The 20,051-nt window shown below is 69.1% G+C and carries 24 protein-coding genes; 18 read left to right on the forward strand and 6 right to left on the reverse strand.

The window, feature by feature from the left end; all coding sequences use genetic code 11:
- The first annotated feature begins 9 nt into the window (after positions 1-9).
- The 17 genes from IS481_RS10480 (at position 10) to IS481_RS10560 (ending at position 13,423) form a co-directional block, all read left to right on the forward strand.
- Complete coding sequence (locus IS481_RS10480; protein ID WP_104356871.1) at positions 10-1,002, forward strand: ferritin family protein; 993 nt, start codon at positions 10-12, stop codon at positions 1,000-1,002.
- A 29-nt stretch (positions 1,003-1,031) separates the two neighbouring features.
- A complete protein-coding gene (locus IS481_RS10485) occupies positions 1,032-1,316 on the forward strand; it encodes an MmoB/DmpM family protein (RefSeq protein WP_104356872.1) in 285 nt (94 codons plus the stop codon).
- A gap of 30 nt (positions 1,317-1,346) precedes the next feature.
- Entirely contained in the window at positions 1,347-2,921 is a 1,575-nt protein-coding gene (locus IS481_RS10490; RefSeq protein WP_104356873.1) for an aromatic/alkene/methane monooxygenase hydroxylase/oxygenase subunit alpha, read from the forward strand.
- Positions 2,918-3,274 carry a phenol hydroxylase subunit P4 gene (locus IS481_RS10495; RefSeq protein WP_104356874.1) on the forward strand — a complete coding sequence of 119 codons (357 nt, stop codon included), beginning with the start codon at positions 2,918-2,920 and terminating at the stop codon, positions 3,272-3,274. Before IS481_RS10490 ends, IS481_RS10495 begins: the two co-directional genes overlap by 4 nt.
- Before the next feature lie 10 nt (positions 3,275-3,284).
- Positions 3,285-4,349: an NADH:ubiquinone reductase (Na(+)-transporting) subunit F gene (locus IS481_RS10500; protein WP_104356875.1), complete on the forward strand. Its 1,065-nt coding sequence runs from the start codon at positions 3,285-3,287 to the stop codon at positions 4,347-4,349.
- Between the two features lie 16 nt (positions 4,350-4,365).
- A complete protein-coding gene (locus IS481_RS10505; RefSeq protein WP_104356876.1) occupies positions 4,366-4,749 on the forward strand; it encodes a 2Fe-2S iron-sulfur cluster-binding protein in 384 nt (127 codons plus the stop codon).
- Between the two features lies 1 nt (position 4,750).
- Positions 4,751-5,695 carry a catechol 2,3-dioxygenase gene (locus IS481_RS10510; RefSeq protein ID WP_104356877.1) on the forward strand — a complete coding sequence of 315 codons (945 nt, stop codon included), beginning with the start codon at positions 4,751-4,753 and terminating at the stop codon, positions 5,693-5,695.
- 16 nt (positions 5,696-5,711) lie between these two features.
- The gene (locus IS481_RS10515) at positions 5,712-6,170 is read left to right on the forward strand and encodes a GlcG/HbpS family heme-binding protein (RefSeq protein ID WP_104356878.1); all 459 of its coding nucleotides are present in this window, start codon (positions 5,712-5,714) and stop codon (positions 6,168-6,170) included.
- A gap of 22 nt (positions 6,171-6,192) precedes the next feature.
- Positions 6,193-7,647, forward strand: a complete 1,455-nt coding sequence (locus tag IS481_RS10520; RefSeq protein ID WP_104356879.1) for a 2-hydroxymuconic semialdehyde dehydrogenase — start codon at positions 6,193-6,195, stop codon at positions 7,645-7,647.
- Positions 7,644-8,495, forward strand: a complete 852-nt coding sequence (locus IS481_RS10525; protein WP_104356880.1) for an alpha/beta fold hydrolase — start codon at positions 7,644-7,646, stop codon at positions 8,493-8,495. The genes IS481_RS10520 and IS481_RS10525 overlap by 4 nt, the downstream gene beginning before the upstream one ends.
- Before the next feature lie 19 nt (positions 8,496-8,514).
- Positions 8,515-9,300, forward strand: a complete 786-nt coding sequence (gene dmpE / locus IS481_RS10530; protein WP_104356881.1) for a 2-oxopent-4-enoate hydratase — start codon at positions 8,515-8,517, stop codon at positions 9,298-9,300.
- A gap of 20 nt (positions 9,301-9,320) precedes the next feature.
- Positions 9,321-10,109: a 2-oxo-3-hexenedioate decarboxylase gene (gene dmpH / locus IS481_RS10535; RefSeq protein WP_104356882.1), complete on the forward strand. Its 789-nt coding sequence runs from the start codon at positions 9,321-9,323 to the stop codon at positions 10,107-10,109.
- A 26-nt stretch (positions 10,110-10,135) separates the two neighbouring features.
- On the forward strand, positions 10,136-10,708 hold the full coding sequence (locus IS481_RS10540; RefSeq protein WP_104356883.1) for an antibiotic biosynthesis monooxygenase: 573 nt from the start codon (positions 10,136-10,138) through the stop codon (positions 10,706-10,708).
- Between the two features lie 26 nt (positions 10,709-10,734).
- Positions 10,735-11,649 carry an acetaldehyde dehydrogenase (acetylating) gene (locus tag IS481_RS10545; protein ID WP_104356884.1) on the forward strand — a complete coding sequence of 305 codons (915 nt, stop codon included), beginning with the start codon at positions 10,735-10,737 and terminating at the stop codon, positions 11,647-11,649.
- A 13-nt stretch (positions 11,650-11,662) separates the two neighbouring features.
- Positions 11,663-12,700: a 4-hydroxy-2-oxovalerate aldolase gene (gene dmpG, locus IS481_RS10550; RefSeq protein WP_104356885.1), complete on the forward strand. Its 1,038-nt coding sequence runs from the start codon at positions 11,663-11,665 to the stop codon at positions 12,698-12,700.
- A 28-nt stretch (positions 12,701-12,728) separates the two neighbouring features.
- Positions 12,729-12,920: a 2-hydroxymuconate tautomerase gene (locus IS481_RS10555; RefSeq protein WP_104356886.1), complete on the forward strand. Its 192-nt coding sequence runs from the start codon at positions 12,729-12,731 to the stop codon at positions 12,918-12,920.
- 104 nt (positions 12,921-13,024) lie between these two features.
- Positions 13,025-13,423 carry an RcnB family protein gene (locus tag IS481_RS10560; protein ID WP_165908681.1) on the forward strand — a complete coding sequence of 133 codons (399 nt, stop codon included), beginning with the start codon at positions 13,025-13,027 and terminating at the stop codon, positions 13,421-13,423.
- A 97-nt stretch (positions 13,424-13,520) separates the two neighbouring features.
- Here IS481_RS10560 and icd read toward each other — a convergent pair whose 3' ends face one another.
- From icd to hemN, 3 genes are all read right to left on the reverse strand, one after another.
- Positions 13,521-14,774 carry an NADP-dependent isocitrate dehydrogenase gene (icd, locus tag IS481_RS10565; protein WP_104356888.1) on the reverse strand — a complete coding sequence of 418 codons (1,254 nt, stop codon included), beginning with the start codon at positions 14,772-14,774 and terminating at the stop codon, positions 13,521-13,523.
- 122 nt (positions 14,775-14,896) lie between these two features.
- Positions 14,897-15,565 carry a sulfite exporter TauE/SafE family protein gene (locus tag IS481_RS10570; protein ID WP_104356889.1) on the reverse strand — a complete coding sequence of 223 codons (669 nt, stop codon included), beginning with the start codon at positions 15,563-15,565 and terminating at the stop codon, positions 14,897-14,899.
- Complete coding sequence (hemN, locus tag IS481_RS10575; protein ID WP_419186839.1) at positions 15,565-16,950, reverse strand: oxygen-independent coproporphyrinogen III oxidase; 1,386 nt, start codon at positions 16,948-16,950, stop codon at positions 15,565-15,567. Before hemN ends, IS481_RS10570 begins: the two co-directional genes overlap by 1 nt.
- 205 nt (positions 16,951-17,155) lie before the next feature.
- On the opposite strand from hemN, the gene fnr reads away from it, so the two are divergent.
- The gene (fnr, locus tag IS481_RS10580) at positions 17,156-17,875 is read left to right on the forward strand and encodes a fumarate/nitrate reduction transcriptional regulator Fnr (protein ID WP_104356890.1); all 720 of its coding nucleotides are present in this window, start codon (positions 17,156-17,158) and stop codon (positions 17,873-17,875) included.
- Between the two features lie 60 nt (positions 17,876-17,935).
- Here the strand turns inward: fnr and IS481_RS10585 are convergent, their stop codons facing one another.
- Genes IS481_RS10585 through ccoG form a run of 3 tightly spaced genes read right to left on the reverse strand, consistent with a single transcriptional unit; the run spans position 17,936 to position 20,038 of the window.
- The gene (locus tag IS481_RS10585) at positions 17,936-18,226 is read right to left on the reverse strand and encodes a hypothetical protein (RefSeq protein ID WP_232529237.1); all 291 of its coding nucleotides are present in this window, start codon (positions 18,224-18,226) and stop codon (positions 17,936-17,938) included.
- Positions 18,227-18,237: 11 nt separating this feature from the next.
- The gene (locus tag IS481_RS10590; RefSeq protein WP_104356891.1) at positions 18,238-18,552 is read right to left on the reverse strand and encodes a FixH family protein; all 315 of its coding nucleotides are present in this window, start codon (positions 18,550-18,552) and stop codon (positions 18,238-18,240) included.
- A 22-nt stretch (positions 18,553-18,574) separates the two neighbouring features.
- Complete coding sequence (gene ccoG, locus IS481_RS10595) at positions 18,575-20,038, reverse strand: cytochrome c oxidase accessory protein CcoG (protein ID WP_104356892.1); 1,464 nt, start codon at positions 20,036-20,038, stop codon at positions 18,575-18,577.
- Between the last annotated feature and the right edge of the window lie 13 nt (positions 20,039-20,051).

A 20,051-nucleotide genomic window follows, 5' to 3' on the forward strand; every position in this document is an offset into this window, starting at 1 on the left:
CAAGCCCCCATGAACATCGACCTGCAGGCGCGCGAGATCCAGCCCTTGCGCCACACCTTCGCCCGCGTGGCGGCCTACACGGGCGACAAGCCGGCTTCGCGCTACCTCGAAGCCACACTCGGCGCGCAGCCGAGCGCCAACTTCCACTACCGCCCCACCTGGGAGCCGGAATTCGAGCTGTTCGACACCCGGCGCACCGCGGTGAAGATGAAGGACTGGGACAGCCTGCGGGACCCGCGCCAGTTCTACTACGCGACCTGGACCATGGCGCGCGCACGCCAGCAGGACGCGATGGAGGCGAACTACCAGTTCGTCGAATCGCGCGGCCTGCTCGACAAGATGCCCGATGCCGTGCGCTCCCACGCCTGTGACGTGCTGATGCCGCTGCGCCACGTGGCCTGGGGCGGCAACATGAACAACTGCACCATCTGCGCGCGCGGCTACGGCACCGCCTTCACCGCGCCGGCCATGCTGCATGCGATGGACCAGCTGGGCGTGGCGCAGTACCTCACGCGGCTGGGGCTCGCGATGGACGAGCCCGGCGTGCTCGACGCCGGTCGCAACGCCTGGCTGCACGACGCCCACTGGCAGGTGCTGCGCCGCTACGTGGAAGACACGCTGGTGCTGCAGGACCCGTTCGAGCTGTTCATCGCGCAGAACCTCGCCCTCGACGGCCTGCTGTATCCGCTGATGCTGGGCCACTTCGTCGACGAGCACCTGGCCCTGCAGGGCGGCACGGCCGTCGCGATGCTCACCGCCTTCATCCCCGAATGGCACGACGAGAGCGCGCGCTGGATCGACGCGGTCGTCAAGGTCGCCGCGGCCGAATCCGAAGGCAACCGCCGCCTGCTCACCGACTGGTACGTCACCTACGCCTGGCAGGCGCGCGCCGCACTGACGCCGGTCGCCGAGCTGGCCCTGGGCGAGGTGGGGGCCACGGCCATGCAGGAGGTGCGCGAGGCACTGGACGCCCGCGCACGCAAGGCCGGCCTGGACGTCTGACCGACAAGCCAATCCCGAGGAGACATCCCATGACGACCGCAGCCACCTCCAAGGTGTTCATCGCGTTCCAGGACAACGAGGAAGCCCGTCCGGTGATCGAGGCCATCCAGGCCGACAACCCCGAGGCCGTGACCGTCCATTCGCCCGGGCTCGTGAAGATCGACGCCCCGGGGCGCCTGGTCATCCGCCGCGCCACGGTCGAGGAACACACCGGCCGCCCGTTCGACCTGCAGCAGATCCACGTGAACCTCGTCACCCTGTCCGGCCACATCGACGAGGACGACGACGAGTTCACGCTGCGCTGGAACCACTGAACGGCCTCACCCCATCCACAGGAGACAAGCATGGACACCCGAGTCACCCGCAAGAAGCTCGGCCTCAAGGAACGCTACGCCGCGATGACGCGTGGCCTCGGCTGGGAGACCACGTACCAGCCGATGGAGAAAGTCTTCCCGTACGACCGCTACGAGGGCATCAAGATCCACGACTGGGACAAGTGGGAGGACCCCTTCCGCCTGACCATGGACGCCTACTGGAAGTACCAAGGCGAGAAGGAGAAGAAGCTCTACGCGGTCATCGAGGCCTTCGCGCAGAACAACGGCCAGCTGAGCGTCTCCGACGCACGCTACGTCAACGCGCTCAAGCTGTTCATCCAGGGCGTCACGCCGCTGGAGTACTACGCGCATCGCGGCTTCGCGCACGTGGGCCGGCACTTCACCGGCGTGGGCGCGCGCGTGGCGGCGCAGATGCAGTCCATCGACGAGCTGCGCCACTTCCAGACCGAGACGCACGCGATCAGCCACTACAACAAGTACTTCAACGGCATGCACAACGCCGCGCACTGGTTCGACCGCGTGTGGTACCTGTCCGTGCCCAAGTCCTTCTTCGAGGACGCGCTGACCGCCGGCCCGTTCGAGTTCCTCACCGCGGTGAGCTTCTCGTTCGAGTACGTGCTGACCAACCTGCTGTTCGTGCCCTTCATGTCCGGTGCGGCGCACAACGGCGACATGTCCACGGTCACCTTCGGCTTCTCGGCCCAGAGCGACGAGTCGCGCCACATGACGCTGGGCATCGAGTGCATCAAGTTCATGCTCGAGCAGGACCCGGACAACGTGCCCATCGTGCAGCGCTGGATCGACAAGTGGTTCTGGCGCGGCTACCGCGTGCTGACGCTGGTGGCGATGATGCAGGACTACATGCTGCCCAAGCGCGTGATGAGCTGGAAGGAAGCCTGGGAGATGTACGCCGAGCAGAACGGCGGCGCCCTGTTCCGTGACCTCGCCCGCTACGGCATCCGCGAGCCGCTCGGCTGGAAGGAAGCCTGCGAGGGCAAGGACCACATCAGCCACCAGGCCTGGAACACCTTCTACAACTACGCTGCCGCCGCGCCCTTCCACACCTGGGTGCCCAGCGACGAGGAAATGGCCTGGCTGTCGGAGAAGTACCCCGAGTCCTTCGACCGCCTGTACCGCCCGCGCCTGGAGTACTACCGCGAACGCCAGCAGCAGGGCAAGCGCTTCTACAACAAGACGCTGCCGATGCTGTGCACGACCTGCCAGATCCCGATGGTCTTCACCGAGCCCGGCGATCCCACCAAGACCTGCTACCGGGAGAGCGACTACTTCGGCAACAAGTACCACTTCTGCAGCGATGGCTGCAAGCAGATCTTCGACCACGAGCCGGAGAAGTACGTGCAGTCCTGGCTGCCGGTGCACCAGATCTACCAGGGCCACTGCTTCAAGCCCGACGTCGACCCGACCCAGCCCGGCTTCGACGCGCTGGGCGCGGTGCTCGACTGGTACGGCCTGAACTTCGGCCGCGACAACCTCGACTTCGAAGGATCTGAAGACCAGAAGAACTTTGCCGCCTGGCGCGGCGAGGCCAAGGGTGACACCACCCAGGAAGGAGCATCGGCATGAGCGTCACCGCGATCGGTACCTACGACTTCCCTGCCAAGGACGTCCGCGAGAACTTCCCGGCGCCGCTGCTGTACATCGGCTGGGAAGACCACCTGATGTTCTGTGCGCCCTTCTGCCTGCCGCTGCCGTCGGACATGCCGTTCGGTGCGCTGGTCGAGAACGTGCTGCCCGGCGCGTGCGGCGACCATCCCGACTTCGAGCGCATCGACTGGGGCCAGGTGCAGTGGTTCAAGTCCGGCCAGCCCTGGCAGCCCGACTTCGGCAAGACGCTGGCCGAGAACGGGCTGGGCCACAAGGACGTGATCCGCTTCCGCACGCCGGGGCTGACCGGCATCCGGGGTTCGTGTTCCTGAGCATGCCACGATGAGCTACCAACTGACCATCGAGCCCCTCGGCACGACGATCGACGTCGAGGAGGGCCAGACCCTGCTCGACGCGGCACTGCGCCAGGGCATCTACCTGCCGCACGCCTGCGGGCACGGGCTGTGCGGCAGCTGCAAGGTGCAGGTCTGCGATGGCGAGGTCGACCATGGCGCGGCCAACCCGTTCGCGCTGATGGACTTCGAGCGCGACGAGGGCAAGACCCTCGCCTGCTGCGCGACGCTGTGCTCCGACGCGACCATCGAGGCCGACATCGACGAGGATCCCGACGCCGAGGTCATCCCGGTGCGCGACTTCGCGGCAACCGTCGAACGCATCGAGCCGCTCACGCCGACCATCAAGGCCATCCACCTGCAGCTGGACAAGCCGATCCGCTTCCAGCCCGGGCAGTACGTGCAGCTGGAAATCCCGGGGCTTGGCCAGAGCCGCGCCTTCTCGATCGCCAACGCACCACAGGCCGGTGGTCAGTCCGGGTGCATCGAGCTCAACGTGCGCCTGGTGCCGGGTGGCGCCGGCACCACCTGGTTGCACGACGAAGCCCGCGAGGGGGCCCGGCTGCGCCTGTCCGGCCCGTACGGCCGCTTCTTCGTGCGCCGCTCGGCACACATGCCGATGATCTTCCTGGCCGGCGGCTCGGGCCTGTCCAGCCCGCGCTCGATGATCCTGAGCCTGCTGGCCGATGGCTGCACCGAGCCGATCACGCTGGTCTACGGCCAGCGCAGCCGCGAGGAGCTGTACTACGACGCCGAGTTCCGGGCGCTCGCGCAGCAGCATCCGAACTTCACCTACGTGCCGGCCCTCTCGGACGAGCCCGAGGGCTCCGGCTGGGACGGTGCCCGCGGCTACGTGCACGAGGCGGCCAAGGCCCACTTCGGCGGCGAGTTCGCCGGCCACAAGGCCTACCTGTGCGGACCGCCGCCGATGATCGAGGCCTGCATCGCGACGCTGATGCAGGGACGCCTGTTCGAGCGCGACATCTACACCGAGAAGTTCATCTCGGCGGCCGACGCGCAGGGACAGCGCAGTCCGCTGTTCAAGCGGGTCTAGGACGGAGGAGAAGAGCATGCTGTTCGACACCCGGACCCGCGTGGACGTGCACGTCGTCCAGACCGGCGAGTCCTACCCCTGCGCGACCGACGAGAGCCTGCTGCGCGGCATGCTGCGGCTCGGCCGCCGCGGCATCCCCGCCGGCTGCGTCAACGGCGGCTGCGGCGTCTGCAAGGTGCAGATCGTCGAGGGCGAGGTGCGGGCGCTCGGCCCGGTCAGCCGCGCCCACGTCAGCGTCGAGGAGGAGGCCCGGGGCTACACCCTGGCCTGCCGCGCCGCCCCCGTCACCGCCGTGCGCCTGGAAGTGTGCGCACGGCTGGCCAAACCGTTTACCCGAGCTGCGGCCCCGGCAGCCTCGGCCGTTCCCCACCGACCCACAGCAACCACGAAGGAGACATGACATGGGCGTTCTGCGTATTGGCCACGCCAGCCTGCGAGTAATGGACATCGATGCCGCCGTGACGCACTACGAGAAGGTGCTGGGCATGCGCACGGTGATGAAGGACCGTGCCGGCAACGTGTACCTCAAGTGCTGGGACGAGTGGGACAAGTTCTCGCTGATCCTCACGCCCTCCGACCAGGCCGGCCTGAACCACGTGGCCTACAAGGTCAAGGACGACGCCGACCTGGACGAGATCCAGCAGCGCGTCGAGGCCTGGGGCATCAAGACCCAGATGCTGCCCGAGGGCACGCTGCCGTCGGTGGGCCGCATGCTGCAGTTCCACCTGCCCAGCGGCCACGACATGCGGCTGTACGCGTTCAAGGAGTACGTGGGCACCGACGTCGGCACCGACAACCCCGACCCCTGGCCGGACGGCATCCGCGGCGCGGGCGCGCACTGGCTGGACCACCTGCTGCTGATGTGCGAGCTCAATCCCGAGGCCGGCATCAACACGGTCGAGCAGAACACGCGCTTCATGAAGGAGTGCCTCGGCTTCTTCCTGACCGAGCAGGTGCTGGTGGGCCCGGAGAAGAACGTCCAGGCCGCCACCTGGATGGCGTGCACCACCACGCCGCACGACATCGCCTTCGTCGGCGGCCCGCGCAGCGGCCTGCACCACATCGCGTTCTTCCTCGACTCGTGGCACGACGTGCTGAAGGCCGCCGACGTGATGGCCAAGAACAAGGTGCGCATCGACGTCGCGCCGACCCGCCACGGCATCACGCGCGGCGAGACCATCTACTTCTTCGACCCGAGCGGCAACCGCAACGAGACCTTCGCGGGCCTGGGCTACCTCGCGCAGCCGGACCGTCCGGTGACCACCTGGAGCGAAGACCGCCTCGGCAGCGGCATCTTCTACCACACCGGCGACCTGGTGCCCTCGTTCACCGAGGTCTACACCTGAACGGAAGGACCGCACCATGCAGGCACCGCACCAGGCCCCGGATGACGCGCTGAGCGCCGCGCAGCGCGTCATCGACGCCCCCGCCGCACTGCGCGCCATCCAGGCCGCCGTGCGCCATGCCGACGCGCTGGGCGTGCGCGTCAACGTCTCGGTGGTCGATGCGGCCGGCGTGCCGGTCGCCTTCGCCCGCCAGGCCGGCGCGCCGCTGCACTCGGTCGAGATCGCCGTCGACAAGGCCTACACGGCGGCGAGCTTCGGCCTGCCGACCAGCGCCTGGCACGCCGAGCTGCAGCACCACTCGGAGGCCGTGCGGCAGGGGCTGGTGCTGCGGCCGCGCTTCGTCGCGTTCGGCGGCGGGCTGCCCATCGTGGAGCACGGCGTGCGCATCGGCGGCATCGGCGTCTCCGGCGGCAGCGAAGCGCAGGACGAAGAAATCGCCCGCGCCGGCCTGCAGGCCCTCGGGCTGCAGGCCTGAGATCCCAACCCATGGACCCACCATGAAACAGTTCCTGAACTTCATCAACGGCGAGTTCGTCGCCACCGGCAAGACCTTCGAGAACCGCAACCCGGCCACCAACCAGGTGATCGGGCTGGTGCACGAGGCCGGCCAGGCCGAGGTCGACGCCGCCGTGGCCGCCGCCCGCGCGGCGCTCAAGGGCGAATGGGGCCGCATGAGCGTGGTGCGCCGTGCCGAGCTGCTGCACGCCGTGGCCGACGAGATCAACCGCCGCTTCGACGACTTCCTCGAGGCCGAGATCGCCGACACCGGCAAGCCGCGCTCGCTGGCCAGCCACGTGGACATCCCGCGCGGCGCTGCCAACTTCAAGATCTTTGCCGACATCGTCAAGAACGTCCCGACCGAGAGCTTCCAGATGGCCACGCCCGACGGCGGCACGGCCCTGAGCTACGCGCTGCGCACGCCGCTGGGCGTGGTCGGCGTGATCTGCCCCTGGAACCTGCCGCTGCTGCTGATGACCTGGAAGGTCGGCCCGGCGCTGGCCTGCGGCAACACCGTGATCGTCAAGCCCTCCGAGGAAACGCCGGCCACCGCGACGCTGCTGGGCGAGGTGATGAACGCGGTCGGCGTGCCCAAGGGCGTGTACCAGGTGCTGCACGGCTTCGGCCCCGGCTCGGCCGGCGAGTTCATCACCCGGCACCCCGGCATCAACGGCATCACCTTCACCGGCGAGACCCGCACCGGCGAGGCCATCATGGCCGCCGCGGCCAAGGGGGTGCGCCCGGTCAGCTTCGAGCTGGGCGGCAAGAACGCGGGCATCGTGTTCGCCGACGCCGACTTCGAGAAGGCCGTGGCCGGCATCACCCGCAGCGCGTTCGAGAACTGCGGCCAGGTCTGCCTGGGCACCGAGCGCGTGTACGTGCAGCGGCCGATCTTCGAGAAGTTCGTCGCCGCGCTAAAGGAGAAGGCCGAGGGCCTGAAGATCGGCGGCCCGGACACCCCGGGGGTGGGCATCGGCCCGCTGATCTCCGCCGAGCACAAGAAGAAGGTGCTGGGCTACTACGAGCGCGCCCGCGCCGAGGGCGCGACCATCGTGACCGGCGGCGGCGAGCCGCAACTGGACGGCGAGCTGGCCCACGGCCACTTCGTGCAGCCGACCATCTGGACCGGCCTGCCCGAGACCTCCGCCGTGATCCGCGAGGAGATCTTCGGCCCGTGCTGCCACATCGCCCCCTTCGACACCGAGGAGGAAGCGATCGCGCTGGCCAACGACACGGACTACGGTCTCGCCACCACCGTGTGGACGAGCAACCTGGAGACCGCGCACCGCGTGGCCGCGCGGATCGACGTCGGCCTGTGCTGGATCAACTCCTGGTTCCTGCGCGACCTGCGCACCGCCTTCGGCGGCGCCAAGGCCAGCGGCATCGGCCGCGAGGGCGGCGTGCATTCGCTCGAGTTCTACACCGAGCTGCGCAACGTGATGGTGAAGCTGTGACGAACCCTGCCAACCCCGAGATCGGCCGCCGCGTGCGCACCGGCGGCTTCGACACCAACGTGCACGACCTGGGCGCCTCGCGCCCGGGCCAGCCGCCGGTGCTGTTCATCCACGGCTCCGGGCCCGGCGTCAGCGCCTGGGCGAACTGGCGCCTCGCGATCCCCGTGCTCGCGAAGGAGCGCCGCGTGCTCGCGCCCGACATGGTCGGATTCGGCTACACCGAGCGGCCCGCCGGCATCGCGTACACGATGGACACCTGGGTGCAGCAGGCGCTGGACCTGCTGGACGCGCTGGACCTCCCCCAGGCCGACGTGGTGGGCAACAGCTTTGGCGGCGCGCTGTCGCTGGCGCTGGCGATCCGCGCCCCGCACCGGGTGCGCCGCCTGGTGCTGATGGGCTCGGTGGGCGTGTCCTTCCCCATCACGCCGGGCCTGGACGCGGTGTGGGGCTACCAGCCCTCGGTGGAGAACATGAAGCGCATCATGGACGTGTTCGCGTACAACCGCGACCTGCTGACCGACGAGCTGGCCGAGATGCGCTATCGCGCCAGCATCCGCCCGGGCGTGCAGGAGTCCTATGCCGCGATGTTCCCCGCGCCGCGCCAGCGCTGGGTCGACGCGATGGCCAGCCGCGAGTCGGACATCCGCGCCCTGCCCCACGAGACGCTGATCCTGCACGGCCGCGAGGACCAGGTCATCCCCCTGCAGACCTCGCTGACGCTGTCGAGCTGGATCCCGCGCAGCCAGCTGCACGTGTTCGGCCACTGCGGCCACTGGACCCAGATCGAGCACGCGGCGCGCTTCACGCAGCTGGTATCGAACTTCCTCACCGAGGCCGACGCGGCCTGAGGCCCCACCCGAGACGACCATGGACGCTTCCACCCTCCAACGCTACGGCGACGAGCTGTACCAGGCCCTGGTCCACCGCGAACCGGTGGCCCCGCTGACCGAGCGAGAACCCGGCATCACCATCGACGACGCCTACCAGATCCAGCTGCGCATGATCCAGCACCGGCTCGACGCCGGCGAGCGGGTCGTGGGCAAGAAGATCGGCGTGACCAGCAAGGTCGTGATGGACATGCTGGGCGTGAACCAGCCGGACTTCGGCCACCTGCTGTCAGGCATGGCGTACGATGAAGGCCAGCCGATCTCCGTCGGCCGCCTGATCGCCCCGCGCGCCGAGGCCGAGGTGGCCTTCATCCTGGCGCGCGACCTCGAAGGCCCCGGCGTGACCGCGGCCGACGTGCTGCGCGCCACCGACTGCGTGATGCCCTGCTTCGAGATCGTCGACTCGCGCATCCGCGACTGGAAGATCCGCATCCAGGACACCGTGGCCGACAACGCCTCCTGCGGCGTGTTCACGCTGGGCGGCGTGCGACGCAGCCCGCGCGACCTGGACCTGGCGCTGGCCGGCATGGTGCTGGAGAAGAACGGCGAGGTCATCAGCACCTCCACCGGCGCCTCGGTGCAGGGCTCGCCGGTCAACGCGGTGGCGTGGCTGGCCAACACCCTGGGCCGGCTCGGCATCGCCCTCAAGGCCGGCGACGTGATCCTCTCCGGCTCGCAATCGCCGCTGGTGCCGGTGGTCGCCGGCGACAGCCTGCATTGCAGCGTCGGCGGCCTGGGCAGCGCCTCGGTGCGCTTCGTCGCCTGATTTCCAAGGACACCCCTCACATGGCACTCGACCAACACACCATCGCCCGGCTTGCCGAGCACCTGGAAACCGCAGAGCTGCAGGCGCGCGACGTCACCAAGATCACCGACGACCACCCCGAAATGGACTGGGCCGACGCCTACGCCATCCAGGAGGCGATCCGCGCCCGCAAGGAAGCCCGCGGCCACCGCACCGTGGGCCTCAAGTGCGGCCTGACCTCCTACGCCAAGATGAAGCAGATGGGCGTGGACTCGCCCGTGTTCGGCTTCGTCAGCGACTACATGGCCTGCCCCGAAGGCAGCACCATCCCGATGGCCGGCCTGATCCATCCCAAGGTGGAAGCCGAGATCTGCATCGTCACCAAGGCCCCGTTGACCGGTCCGGGCTGCCACGTCGGCGCGGTGCTGGCCGCGATCGACTTCGTGATCCCCGGCGTCGAGATCATCGACAGCCGCTACCGCGACTTCAAGTTCGACCTCAAGAGCGTGATCGCGGACAACACCTCGGCCTCGCGCTTCGTCACCGGCGGCCGCGCCCGCCGCCCCGATGACCTGGACCTGCGCACGCTGGGCGTGGTGCTGGAGAAGAACGGCGAGATCGTCGCGATGGCCGCCGGCGCCGCGGTGATGGGCCACCCGGCCGCCGCCGTCGCGGCCCTGGCCAACCACCTGGGCGCGCGCGGCCAGAGCATCCCGGCCGGCACCTTCATCATGACCGGCGGCGTGACCGAGGCGATCGCGGTGCAGGCCGGCGACCAAGTGAACGTGCGCTTCCAGGACCTGGGTTCGGTGAGCATGCGCTTCGCCTGAACCGTCACCTGCACCCGACCGGCGCCATGTCCAGCCCCGCCCCCACCCCGCCGCGTGCCGTGACCGTGCTGATCACGCGGCACGTGCCGCCTTCGCAGGCCGCCGCGTTCGAGGCAGCCATGGCCGGCATGCTGGAGGCCGCCGCCCGCTTTCCCGGCCACCTCGGCGGCCAGGTGGTGCGCCCCGGCGACCCCGGCAGCGGCGACGAACCCATGCTCTACCACGTGGTGTTCGCCTTCGACGACGAGGCCCACCTCGCGGCCTGGGAGTCCTCCCCCGAGCGCGCGCACTGGCTGGCCCAGGTGCAGGCGCACACGGTGGGCGAGCAGCGCGACCGCGTCAGCGGCGTCGAGTACTGGTTCCAGCCGCCCGGCGGCGCCCCGCAGGCGCCGCCACGCTGGCGCGTGGCCGTGGTCACGTGGCTGGGCATCTTCCCGACCGTGCTGTTCCTGTTCCTGACCGTGGCGCCGTGGCTGGAGCACTGGCCGCTGGTGCCGCGCGTCTTCGTCATCACCGTGCTGGTGGTGGTGATCATGACCTGGCTGGTCGCGCCGCGCCTGACCCGCTGGCTCGCGCACTGGCTGCATGCGGGCCGCTGAGCCCGCGCCACTGAGGAGTTGTTCCCATGACCGAGAAGATCAGATGCGCCGTCATCGGCCCCGGCAACATCGGCACCGACCTGCTCGCCAAGCTGCAGCGCAGCCCGGTGCTGGAGCCGGTGTGGATGGTCGGCATCGACCCGGCTTCCGACGGCCTGAAGCGCGCCCGCGAGCTGGGCCTCAAGACCACGGCCGACGGCGTCGACGGCCTGGTGCCCCACCTGCGCGACGACCGCGTGCAGATCGTCTTCGACGCCACCAGCGCCTACGTGCACGCCGAGAACTCGCGCAAGGTCAATGCGCTGGGCGCGCTGATGATCGACCTCACGCCCGCGGCGATCGGCCCGTACTGCGTGCCGCCCGTGAACCTGCGCGAGCACCTGGGCAAGCGCGAGATGAACGTCAACATGGTCACCTGCGGCGGCCAGGCCACGATCCCCATCGTCGCGGCGGTCAGCCGCGTGCAGCCGGTGGCCTACGGCGAGATCGTCGCCACGGTCTCCAGCCGCTCGGTGGGGCCGGGCACGCGCAAGAACATCGACGAGTTCACCCGCACCACCGCCGGCGCGGTCGAGCAGGTCGGCGGCGCGAAGCAGGGCAAGGCCATCATCATCATCAACCCGGCCGAGCCACCGCTGATCATGCGCGACACGGTGCACTGCCTGACCGAGGACGAGCCGGACCAGGAAGCCATCACGCGCTCGATCCACGAGATGATCCGCGAGGTGCAGCGCTACGTGCCGGGCTACCGGCTGGTCAACGGCCCGGTCTTCGACGGCAAGCGCGTCAGCGTCTTCCTCGAGGTCGAGGGCCTGGGCGACTACCTGCCGAAGTACGCCGGCAACCTGGACATCATGACCGCGGCCGCCGCCCGCACCGCCGAGATGTTCGCCGAGGAAATCCTCAAGGGCGAACTGGTGCTCGAACCCGTGGCCGCCTGACGAGGAGCATCCCATGACACTGACGAACCGGAGCATCACCCTCCACGACATGACGCTGCGCGACGGGATGCACCCCAAGCGCCACCAGATGACGCTGGAGCAAATGAAGTCCATCGCCCAGGGTCTGGACGAGGCCGGCATCCCGCTGATCGAGGTCACGCACGGCGACGGCCTGGGCGGCGCCTCGGTCAACTACGGCTTCCCCCGGCACCGCGACGACGAGTACCTCGGCGCGGTGATCCCGCTGATGAAGCGCGCCAGGGTCAGCGCCCTGCTGCTGCCCGGCATCGGCACCGTGGACCACCTCAAGATGGCGCACGAGCTGGGCGTGTCCACGATCCGCGTGGCGACGCACTGCACCGAGGCCGACATCTCCGAGCAGCACATCACGCTGGCGCGCAAGATGGACATGGACACGGTCGGCTTCCTGATGATGGCCCACATGGCCAGCCCCGAGAAGCTGGTCGAGCAGGCGAAGCTGATGGAAAGCTACGGCGCCAACTGCGTCTACGTGACCGACTCGGCCGGCCACCTGCTGCCCGACACCGTCAAGGCCCGGGTCGGCGCGGTGCGCGAGGCGCTCAGGCCCGAGACCGAGGTGGGCTTCCACGGCCACCACAACCTGGCCATGGGCGTGGCCAACTCGATCGCCGCGATCGAGGTCGGCGCCAGCCGCATCGACGCGGCGGCCGCAGGCCTGGGCGCGGGCGCGGGCAACACGCCGATGGAAGTGCTGGTCGCGGTGTGCTCGCTGATGGGCATCGAGACCGGCGTGGACGTGTTCAAGATCCAGGACGTGGCCGAGGACCTGGTCGTGCCCATCATGGACTTTCCGATCCGCATCGACCGCGACGCGCTGACGCTGGGCTATGCCGGCGTCTACGGGTCCTTCCTGCTGTTCGCCAAGCGCGCCGAGCAGAAGTACGGCGTGTCCGCGCGCGACATCCTGGTCGAGATGGGCCGCCGCGGCATGGTCGGCGGCCAGGAAGACATGATCGAGGACACCGCGCTGACGCTGGCGCGCCAGCGCGCCGAACGACGCGCCGCCTGAGGGCGCACCCTGACCGGAGGACATCCCCATGCCGTTCGCACAGATCTTCCTGATCGAAGGACGCACCGAGGAACAGAAGAAGGCGGTCATCGAGAAGGTGACCCAGGCGCTGGTCGAGGCGGTCGACGCCCCGGCGGCCAACGTGCGCGTGCTGATCACCGAGGTGCCGAAGGAGAACTGGGGCATCGCCGGCGTGTCGGCGAAGGCGCTGGGGCGCTAGCGCCGCCCGGTTTCACGCAACTTTACAAAGCGGCAGCAGGCAGACGCATGGCGTAAAGGATGCGTCCGGATACTGGCTCCATCGACAACCCGAAAGGAGCACAGATGATGTCCAAGCGCAGCCTCATCGCCATCGCCACCCTCGCCGCCCTCGGCCTGCAGGCAGGGCTGGCCCAGGCCCAGCCGCGCGAGCGGCACGATCGTGCCCCCGCGCCCGTGGTGCATGTACATCATCACGTCCACACGGTCCACCACCCCGCCCCGCACGCGGGCAAGGGCAAGCCGCCGGCGCATGCACGCCACCAGGTCAAGGCCCCGCCGCGCTGGCGCCCGGGCGACCGCCTGCCGGCCGTCCATCGCGCCCCCGCGCACGTGGTCAAGGACTGGCGCCACCACCGCCTGAGCGCGCCGCCGCGCGGCCATGAGTGGGTGCGCGTCGGCACCGACTTCGCGCTGGTCGCCGTGGCCTCGGGCATCATCGCGCAGATCGTCGTCAACCTCTGACGCACGCCCTGCCCGGAAAACAAAAAGCCCCGCTTCCGAGGAAGCGGGGCTTTTTTCGTCCGGCGTCGCCGCCCGGGCGGGCCCGGGCGGCGGACGATCACATGTGGTCGATCATCACCTGGCCGAAGCCCGAGCAGCTGACCTGGGTCGCGCCGTCCATCAGGCGGGCGAAGTCGTAGGTCACCTTCTTGCTCTGGATGGCCTTTTCCATCGAGCTGATGATCAGGTCGGCGGCTTCCTTCCAGCCCATGTGGCGCAGCATCATCTCGGCCGACAGGATCTCGGAACCGGGGTTCACGTAGTCCTTGCCGGCGTACTTCGGCGCCGTGCCGTGGGTGGCCTCGAACATCGCGACCGAGTCGGACAGGTTGGCGCCCGGGGCGATGCCGATGCCGCCGACCTGCGCGGCCAGCGCGTCGGAGATGTAGTCGCCGTTCAGGTTCAGCGTCGCGATCACCGAGTACTCGGCCGGACGCAGCAGGATCTGCTGCAGGAACGCGTCAGCGATGGCGTCCTTGATGACGATGTCCTTGCCGGTCTTCGGGTTCTTGAACTTGCACCACGGGCCGCCGTCGATCAGCTCGGCGCCGAACTCGCGCTGCGCCAGGGCATAGCCCCAGTCGCGGAACGCGCCTTCGGTGAACTTCATGATGTTGCCCTTGTGCACCAGCGTCACCGACGGCTTGTCGTTGTCGATGGCGTACTGGATGGCCTTGCGCACCAGGCGCTCGGTGCCTTCCTTGGAGACCGGCTTGATGCCGATGCCCGAGGTTTCCGGGAAGCGGATCTTCTTGACGCCGAACTCGTCCTGCAGGAACTTGATCAGCTTCTTGGCCTTGTCGCTCTGGTAGTCGAACTCGATGCCGGCGTAGATGTCTTCCGAGTTCTCGCGGAAGATCACCATGTCGACCTTCTCGGGCTCCTTGACCGGCGAGGGCACGCCCTTGAAGTAGCGCACCGGGCGCAGGCAGACGTACAGGTCCAGCTCCTGGCGCAGCGCGACGTTCAGCGAGCGGATGCCGCCACCGACCGGGGTGGTCAGCGGGCCCTTGATCGAGACCACGTATTCGCGCACGGCATGCAGCGTCTCCTCGGGCAGCCACACGTCCGGGCCGTACACCTTGGTCGACTTCTCGCCGGCGTAGACCTCCATCCAGTGGATCTTGCGCTTGCCACCGTAGGACTTGGCCACCGCAGCGTCGACCACCTTGATCATCACGGGCGTGATGTCAAAGCCCGTACCGTCACCCTCGATGTAGGGGATGATGGGGTTGTCGGGAACGTTGAGCGAGAAGTCCGGGTTGACCGTGATCTTCTGGCCACCCTCGGGCACCTTGATGTGCTGGTACATGTGAGAAAGCTCCGCGCGAACGGGTTGAGGAATTTTTATGCGGCCGGACTCGACCACCATGCGGCAGCGGCCCGAACCGGCAATTCTAAGTCACTGGCGCCGCCGCAGGCGGGCGCGCCCGCTCAGCACAAGGCCGGGACGTGGTCGGGCCACAGGCCGTGGGCCACGGCCCAGATCGAGGCGCCGGCCAGCGCCAGCCCGGCCAGCCGCACCGCCCAGGCGCCCGGCGCTCCGCCACAGGCCCGGAAGCGCCGCCACAGCGCCGGCCCGAGGTGCAGGCTGACCGCCGAGCCGGCGGCAAAGGCGGCCATCACCGCCGCCCCTTCCCAGGCGGTGGAGGCCAGCGCAGCCACCACCAGCCCCGAGTACAGCAACCCGCACGGCAGCAGGGTCCACAGCGCCCCGGCCAGCGCCGGCCAGCGGCGCTCGTCCAGTCCCAGCGTGCGGTGCCGCACCGCCTGCCAGACCCGGTGCGCGCCCTGGTCCACCCAGCGAGGCTGCCGGCCGAGCCAGACCAGGCTCAGCCCGAACACGATCACCGCCAGGTGGAACATGGCCCAGAACGGGCGCAGCAGCGCGGCGTGCTGGGTGGTCCAGGCCAGCGCCTGCACCGAGGCGGCGACCACCGCCCCGGCGGTGGCGTAGCCGGCCACCCGCCCCGCCTGGAAAGTCCACAACCGGCGCGGGGTGCAGCCGATCCCGGCCGTGGCCGCCCCGCACATCGCGATGCAGTGCGGGCCGCCGGCCAGGCCCATCAGCAACCCGGTGAGGACGAGGCTGGAGGCGGCCATCAGATGATCTTGGAGAAGCGCTCGCGGCTGCGGTCGGCCTGCAGGTAGCGGTCGAACACCATCGCGATGCCACGCACGAAGTACCAGCCGGTCGGGGTCACGCGCAGCCCGTCGGGCTCGATGGTCACCAGCCCCTGCTCGGCCATCTGCTCCATCTGCGCCATCTCGGCAGCGAAGTAGCGCCGGAAGTCGATCAGGTGCGCCACCTCGATGGACTCGAACACCACGTGGCCCTGGCACATCAGCGCCATGATGACGGCGCGGCGCAGCAGGTCGTCGCGCGACAGCGCCAGGCCGCGCACCACCGGGAACTGGCCGTGGCGCAGCGCGTCGTAGTACTCCGGCAGGGTCTTGGCGTTCTGGCTGTAGGTCGGCCCCACCCGGCCGATCGCCGACACGCCCAGGCCCAGCAGGTCGCAGTCCGGCTGCGTGCTGTAGCCCTGGAAGTTGCGGTGCAGCCGGCCCTGCCGCTTGGCCGCGGCCAGCGCGTCCGAGTGCAGCGCGAAGTGGTCCATGCCGATGTAGTCGTAGCCGCGCGCCAGGAAGGTGGCGATGGCGTTGGACAGCATCGCGATCTTGTCACGCGCGGCGGGCAGCTCGGCCGCGTCGATGCGCCGCTGCGGCTTGAAGCGCTGCGGCAGGTGCGCGTAGGCATACAGCGCGATGCGGTCGGGCCGCAGCTCGCCGATCTGCTGCAGGGTGCGCGCGAAGGACTCGGGCGTCTGCCGCGGCAGACCGTAGATCAGGTCGGCGTTGATCGAGTCGAAGCCCAGCTCGCGCGCCGACTGCATCAGCGCCGCGACGCTCTCGTAGGGCTGCACCCGGTGCACCGCCTTCTGCACGTCCGGGTCGAAGTCCTGCACGCCGAAGCTCAGGCGGTTGAAGCCCAGGCTCGCCAGGTGCGCAAGGCGCACGGGCGTGACGGTGCGCGGGTCGACCTCGATGGAGTATTCGCCGCCCGGCACCAGCCGGAACGCGGCGCGCAGCCGCCCCATCAGGCGTTCCAGCTCCGCGTCGCTGAGGAAGGTCGGGCTGCCCCCGCCGAAGTGCAGCTGCGACACCGACTGCCCGGTGCCCAGCACCTGGGTGTGCAGCTCGATCTCGCGCTCCAGCGCGTCCAGGTACTCGGCGGCGCGCTCGTGGTGCTTGGTGATGACCTTGTTGCAGGCGCAGTAGTAGCACACCGATTCGCAGAACGGGACGTGCACGTACAGCGACAGCGGCGCGCGCCGCCCGCCCACCGCCCCCGCCGCGCTGGCGCGCTGCTCCAGGGCCTGGCGGTACTGCTCCGCCGTGAAGGCCTCCACGAAGCGGTCGGCCGTCGGGTAGGAGGTGTAACGCGGGCCGGGCACGTCGAAACGGGCCAGCATCTCTTGCGTCAGCATGGGCACAGCGGTCGGGTCCATGTCGGGCACTGTGCCAGAGCCGGATGGCGCCGACTTGACACACCTCAAGGGGGATGCGGGCGGCCGAAGGAACAATGGCACGACGCTTGAGGGCCATCATGTCGCTCGACGGGAGACCTCCCCGGCCGCCGGCCGCGCGCATGCCCCGAGCCCGACCCTGACCGCGAAGCAAGGTGCGCGTCCGATGATGAAGCTGAACGAACTCAAGGTGGCCTGCTCCAGCTGCAACCTGCGCGAGCTGTGCCTGCCGGTGGGACTGTCCCGGCCGGAACTGGAAAAGCTCGACACGCTGGTGGCCAACCGGCGCTCGGTCAAGCGCGGCGAGGCGCTGTTCCATGCGGGCGACCCGTTCCAGTCGCTGTACGCGGTGCGCACGGGCTTCTTCAAGACCTGCGTCTCGTCCGAGGACGGCCGCGACCAGGTCACCGGCTTCCAGATGGCCGGGGAGCTGCTGGGGCTGGACGCGATCAGCCAGGACCGCCACACCTGCGACGCGGTCGCACTGGAGGACTCGCAGGTCTGCGTGATCCCCTACCACCAGCTGGAAACCCTGTCGCGCGAGTTCAACGACCTGCAGCGGCAGTTCCACAAGATCATGAGCCGCGAGATCGTGCGCGACCACGGCGTGATGCTGCTGCTGGGCAGCATGCGTGCGGAAGAGCGCCTCGCGGCCTTCCTGCTCAACCTGACGCAGCGCCTGCAGGCGCGCGGCTTCTCGCCCTCCGCGCTGGTGCTGCGCATGACGCGCGAGGAGATCGGCAGCTACCTCGGGCTCAAGCTCGAGACCGTCAGCCGCACCTTCTCCAAGTTCCAGGACGAAGGCCTGCTCGAGGTGAAGCAGCGCCACATCCGCATCATCGACCAGGACGGCCTGCGCCGCCTGGTCAACGGCGGCACCTGCTGAAGCGCCCGGGCAGGCCCGGCGCCCTGCCCCGGGGTCCGCGCGCCCCCGCCCCCGGCATGCTCAGCGCGCCGGAGAGCGCGGGCAGACGTCCGGGCGACCGTCCACCGGCAGCGGGCAGCGATTGATCTCGAACGGCGACATCGACAGCATCGTCGTCAGCGCACTGGAGCCCATCGTCACGGCCCAGAACACGAAGAAGCTGAGCGTGTAGACGGCCGACCGGGACAGCTCCAGCGGCGCACCGCCGAAGGTGTGCAAGTCCTCCGGGTCGACCATCGCGAAGACCAGCATCTCCAGCACCCCGGCCGCCAGGAAGGCGGGCCAGGCGATCCACATCCAGCGCTGTTTCATCGTCGTCTCCTCTACGGCTTGCCGCCCGCGGCCCCGTCATCCGGGGCCGGCGTGGCGGCGTGGTTGCGTGCCTGCAGCGCAGGTCGCAGCGCCGCCGCCTCGGCGGCCTCGCGTTGCTGCGCCAGCGTCTTGTTGATCTCGATGCCACGCCGGTAGTAGTCGTCGGCCACCACCGGGTCGGGCCGCGCCACCGCGATCATCACGGTGGCCACGCCGGCCACGACCACGGCGGCCGGGCCGCCGACCACCAGCCACATCATCGGCTCCCGCCACCAGGCCCGGGAGCGGGGTTCGACAGCGGGGGCGGAAGCGATGGTGGTGTTCATGGAAGGACTCCGGAAGGTGCCGTCAGCGCGGCACCAGGAAAGTGGATTTCTCGGTCACGGTGCGCGCCGGCTCGTCGTCGCTCGCCAGCCGCTCGATGTGGAACCAGATCGTGCTGGAGCGCCCCTGCAGCTCGTAGCCGGCCTCGGGCGGCAGCTGCACGCGCACGGCCAGCCAGCGGGCTTCGGCCGGGCCGACCTCGACCTGCGGATCGGATGCCACGGCCAGGCCGGGCAGCCCGTCGACCGACACGCGATAGCGTTGCACCGCTTCCGTGCCGTTCATGACCTGCAGGCGGTAGACGTTCTCGATGTAGCCGTCCTCGACGATGCGCGCCAGCGCACCGCGGTCGCGGATGACGTCCACCTTGAACGGGCTGCGCAGCGCGATGCTCACGACGAAGGCGATGCTGATGGCCAGCAGGATGGCGCCGTAGATCAGCACCCGGGGCCGCAGCACGCGACGGAACATCTGCGCGCGGCTCCAGCGGTTGGCCATGCCGTTCTGCGTGGAATAGCGGATCAGCCCCCGGGCATAGCCCATCTTGTCCATCACCCCGTTGCAGACATCGATACACGCGGCACAGCCAATGCACTCGTACTGTAGCCCGTTGCGGATGTCGATCCCGGTAGGACAAACCTGTACGCACAGCGTGCAGTCGATGCAGTCGCCCAGGCCCAGCTGCTTCGGGTCGGCCTTGCGCGAGCGCGAACCGCGCGGCTCGCCGCGCTGCTCGTCGTAGGTGATGATCATCGTGTCCTTGTCGAACATCGCGCTCTGGAAGCGCGCGTAGGGACACATGTACTTGCACACCTGCTCGCGCATGTAGCCGGCGTTGCCGTAGGTCGCGAAGCCGTAGAACAGCACCCAGAACCATTCCCAGGGGCCGAAGCCGAACGACAGCGCCGAAGCGGCCAGCGTCTTGATGGGCGTGAAGTAGCCGACGAAGGTGAAGCCGGTCCACAGGCCGATGGCGATCCAGACCGCCTGCTTGGCGGTCTTGCGCCAGATCTTCTCGAAGGTCCAGGGGGCCTTGTCCAGCCGCATGCGGGCGACGCGGTCGCCCTCGATCTTCTGCTCCACCCACATGAAGATCTCGGTGTAGACCGTCTGCGGGCAGGCATAGCCGCACCACAGGCGGCCGGCGACCGCGGTGAAGAAGAACAACCCGAGGGCCGAGATCACCAGCAGCGTGGTGAGGTAGATGAAGTCCTGCGGATACAGGACCAGGCCGAAGATGTAGAACCTGCGCGCGGCCAGGTCGAACAGCACCGCCTGGCGCCCGTTCCATTCCAGCCACGGCAGGCCGTAGAAGACCAGCTGGGTGAACCACACCAGCGCCCAACGCCATCCCATGAACCAGCCGCTGACGGCGCGCGGGTAGATCTTCTTCTGCTTCTGGTACAGGGAGACGACCTGCACCGCGGCGTCGCCGTCTTCGGCATCGGCGGACTGGATCGGGATGATCTTGCGGGGAACTTCGCTCACGAAACGACTTTCT

The organism is Caldimonas thermodepolymerans (assembly GCF_015476235.1).
Classification (GTDB): domain Bacteria; phylum Pseudomonadota; class Gammaproteobacteria; order Burkholderiales; family Burkholderiaceae_C; genus Caldimonas; species Caldimonas thermodepolymerans.

Bases quoted from the DNA above. Each gene is read 5' to 3' on its own strand.
- IS481_RS10480 (WP_104356871.1), top strand. From the start codon at position 10: ATGAACATCGACCTGCAGGCGCGCGAGATCCAGCCCTTGCGCCACACC.
- IS481_RS10485 (WP_104356872.1), top strand. From the start codon at position 1,032: ATGACGACCGCAGCCACCTCCAAGGTGTTCATCGCGTTCCAGGACAAC.
- IS481_RS10490 (WP_104356873.1), top strand. From the start codon at position 1,347: ATGGACACCCGAGTCACCCGCAAGAAGCTCGGCCTCAAGGAACGCTAC.
- IS481_RS10495 (WP_104356874.1), top strand. From the start codon at position 2,918: ATGAGCGTCACCGCGATCGGTACCTACGACTTCCCTGCCAAGGACGTC.
- IS481_RS10500 (WP_104356875.1), top strand. From the start codon at position 3,285: ATGAGCTACCAACTGACCATCGAGCCCCTCGGCACGACGATCGACGTC.
- IS481_RS10505 (WP_104356876.1), top strand. From the start codon at position 4,366: ATGCTGTTCGACACCCGGACCCGCGTGGACGTGCACGTCGTCCAGACC.
- IS481_RS10510 (WP_104356877.1), top strand. From the start codon at position 4,751: ATGGGCGTTCTGCGTATTGGCCACGCCAGCCTGCGAGTAATGGACATC.
- IS481_RS10515 (WP_104356878.1), top strand. From the start codon at position 5,712: ATGCAGGCACCGCACCAGGCCCCGGATGACGCGCTGAGCGCCGCGCAG.
- IS481_RS10520 (WP_104356879.1), top strand. From the start codon at position 6,193: ATGAAACAGTTCCTGAACTTCATCAACGGCGAGTTCGTCGCCACCGGC.
- dmpE (WP_104356881.1), top strand. From the start codon at position 8,515: ATGGACGCTTCCACCCTCCAACGCTACGGCGACGAGCTGTACCAGGCC.
- dmpH (WP_104356882.1), top strand. From the start codon at position 9,321: ATGGCACTCGACCAACACACCATCGCCCGGCTTGCCGAGCACCTGGAA.
- IS481_RS10540 (WP_104356883.1), top strand. From the start codon at position 10,136: ATGTCCAGCCCCGCCCCCACCCCGCCGCGTGCCGTGACCGTGCTGATC.
- IS481_RS10545 (WP_104356884.1), top strand. From the start codon at position 10,735: ATGACCGAGAAGATCAGATGCGCCGTCATCGGCCCCGGCAACATCGGC.
- dmpG (WP_104356885.1), top strand. From the start codon at position 11,663: ATGACACTGACGAACCGGAGCATCACCCTCCACGACATGACGCTGCGC.
- IS481_RS10555 (WP_104356886.1), top strand. From the start codon at position 12,729: ATGCCGTTCGCACAGATCTTCCTGATCGAAGGACGCACCGAGGAACAG.
- IS481_RS10560 (WP_165908681.1), top strand. From the start codon at position 13,025: ATGATGTCCAAGCGCAGCCTCATCGCCATCGCCACCCTCGCCGCCCTC.
- icd (WP_104356888.1), bottom strand. From the start codon at position 14,774: ATGTACCAGCACATCAAGGTGCCCGAGGGTGGCCAGAAGATCACGGTC.
- IS481_RS10570 (WP_104356889.1), bottom strand. From the start codon at position 15,565: ATGGCCGCCTCCAGCCTCGTCCTCACCGGGTTGCTGATGGGCCTGGCC.
- hemN (WP_419186839.1), bottom strand. From the start codon at position 16,950: ATGCTGACGCAAGAGATGCTGGCCCGTTTCGACGTGCCCGGCCCGCGT.
- fnr (WP_104356890.1), top strand. From the start codon at position 17,156: ATGATGAAGCTGAACGAACTCAAGGTGGCCTGCTCCAGCTGCAACCTG.
- IS481_RS10585 (WP_232529237.1), bottom strand. From the start codon at position 18,226: ATGAAACAGCGCTGGATGTGGATCGCCTGGCCCGCCTTCCTGGCGGCC.
- IS481_RS10590 (WP_104356891.1), bottom strand. From the start codon at position 18,552: ATGAACACCACCATCGCTTCCGCCCCCGCTGTCGAACCCCGCTCCCGG.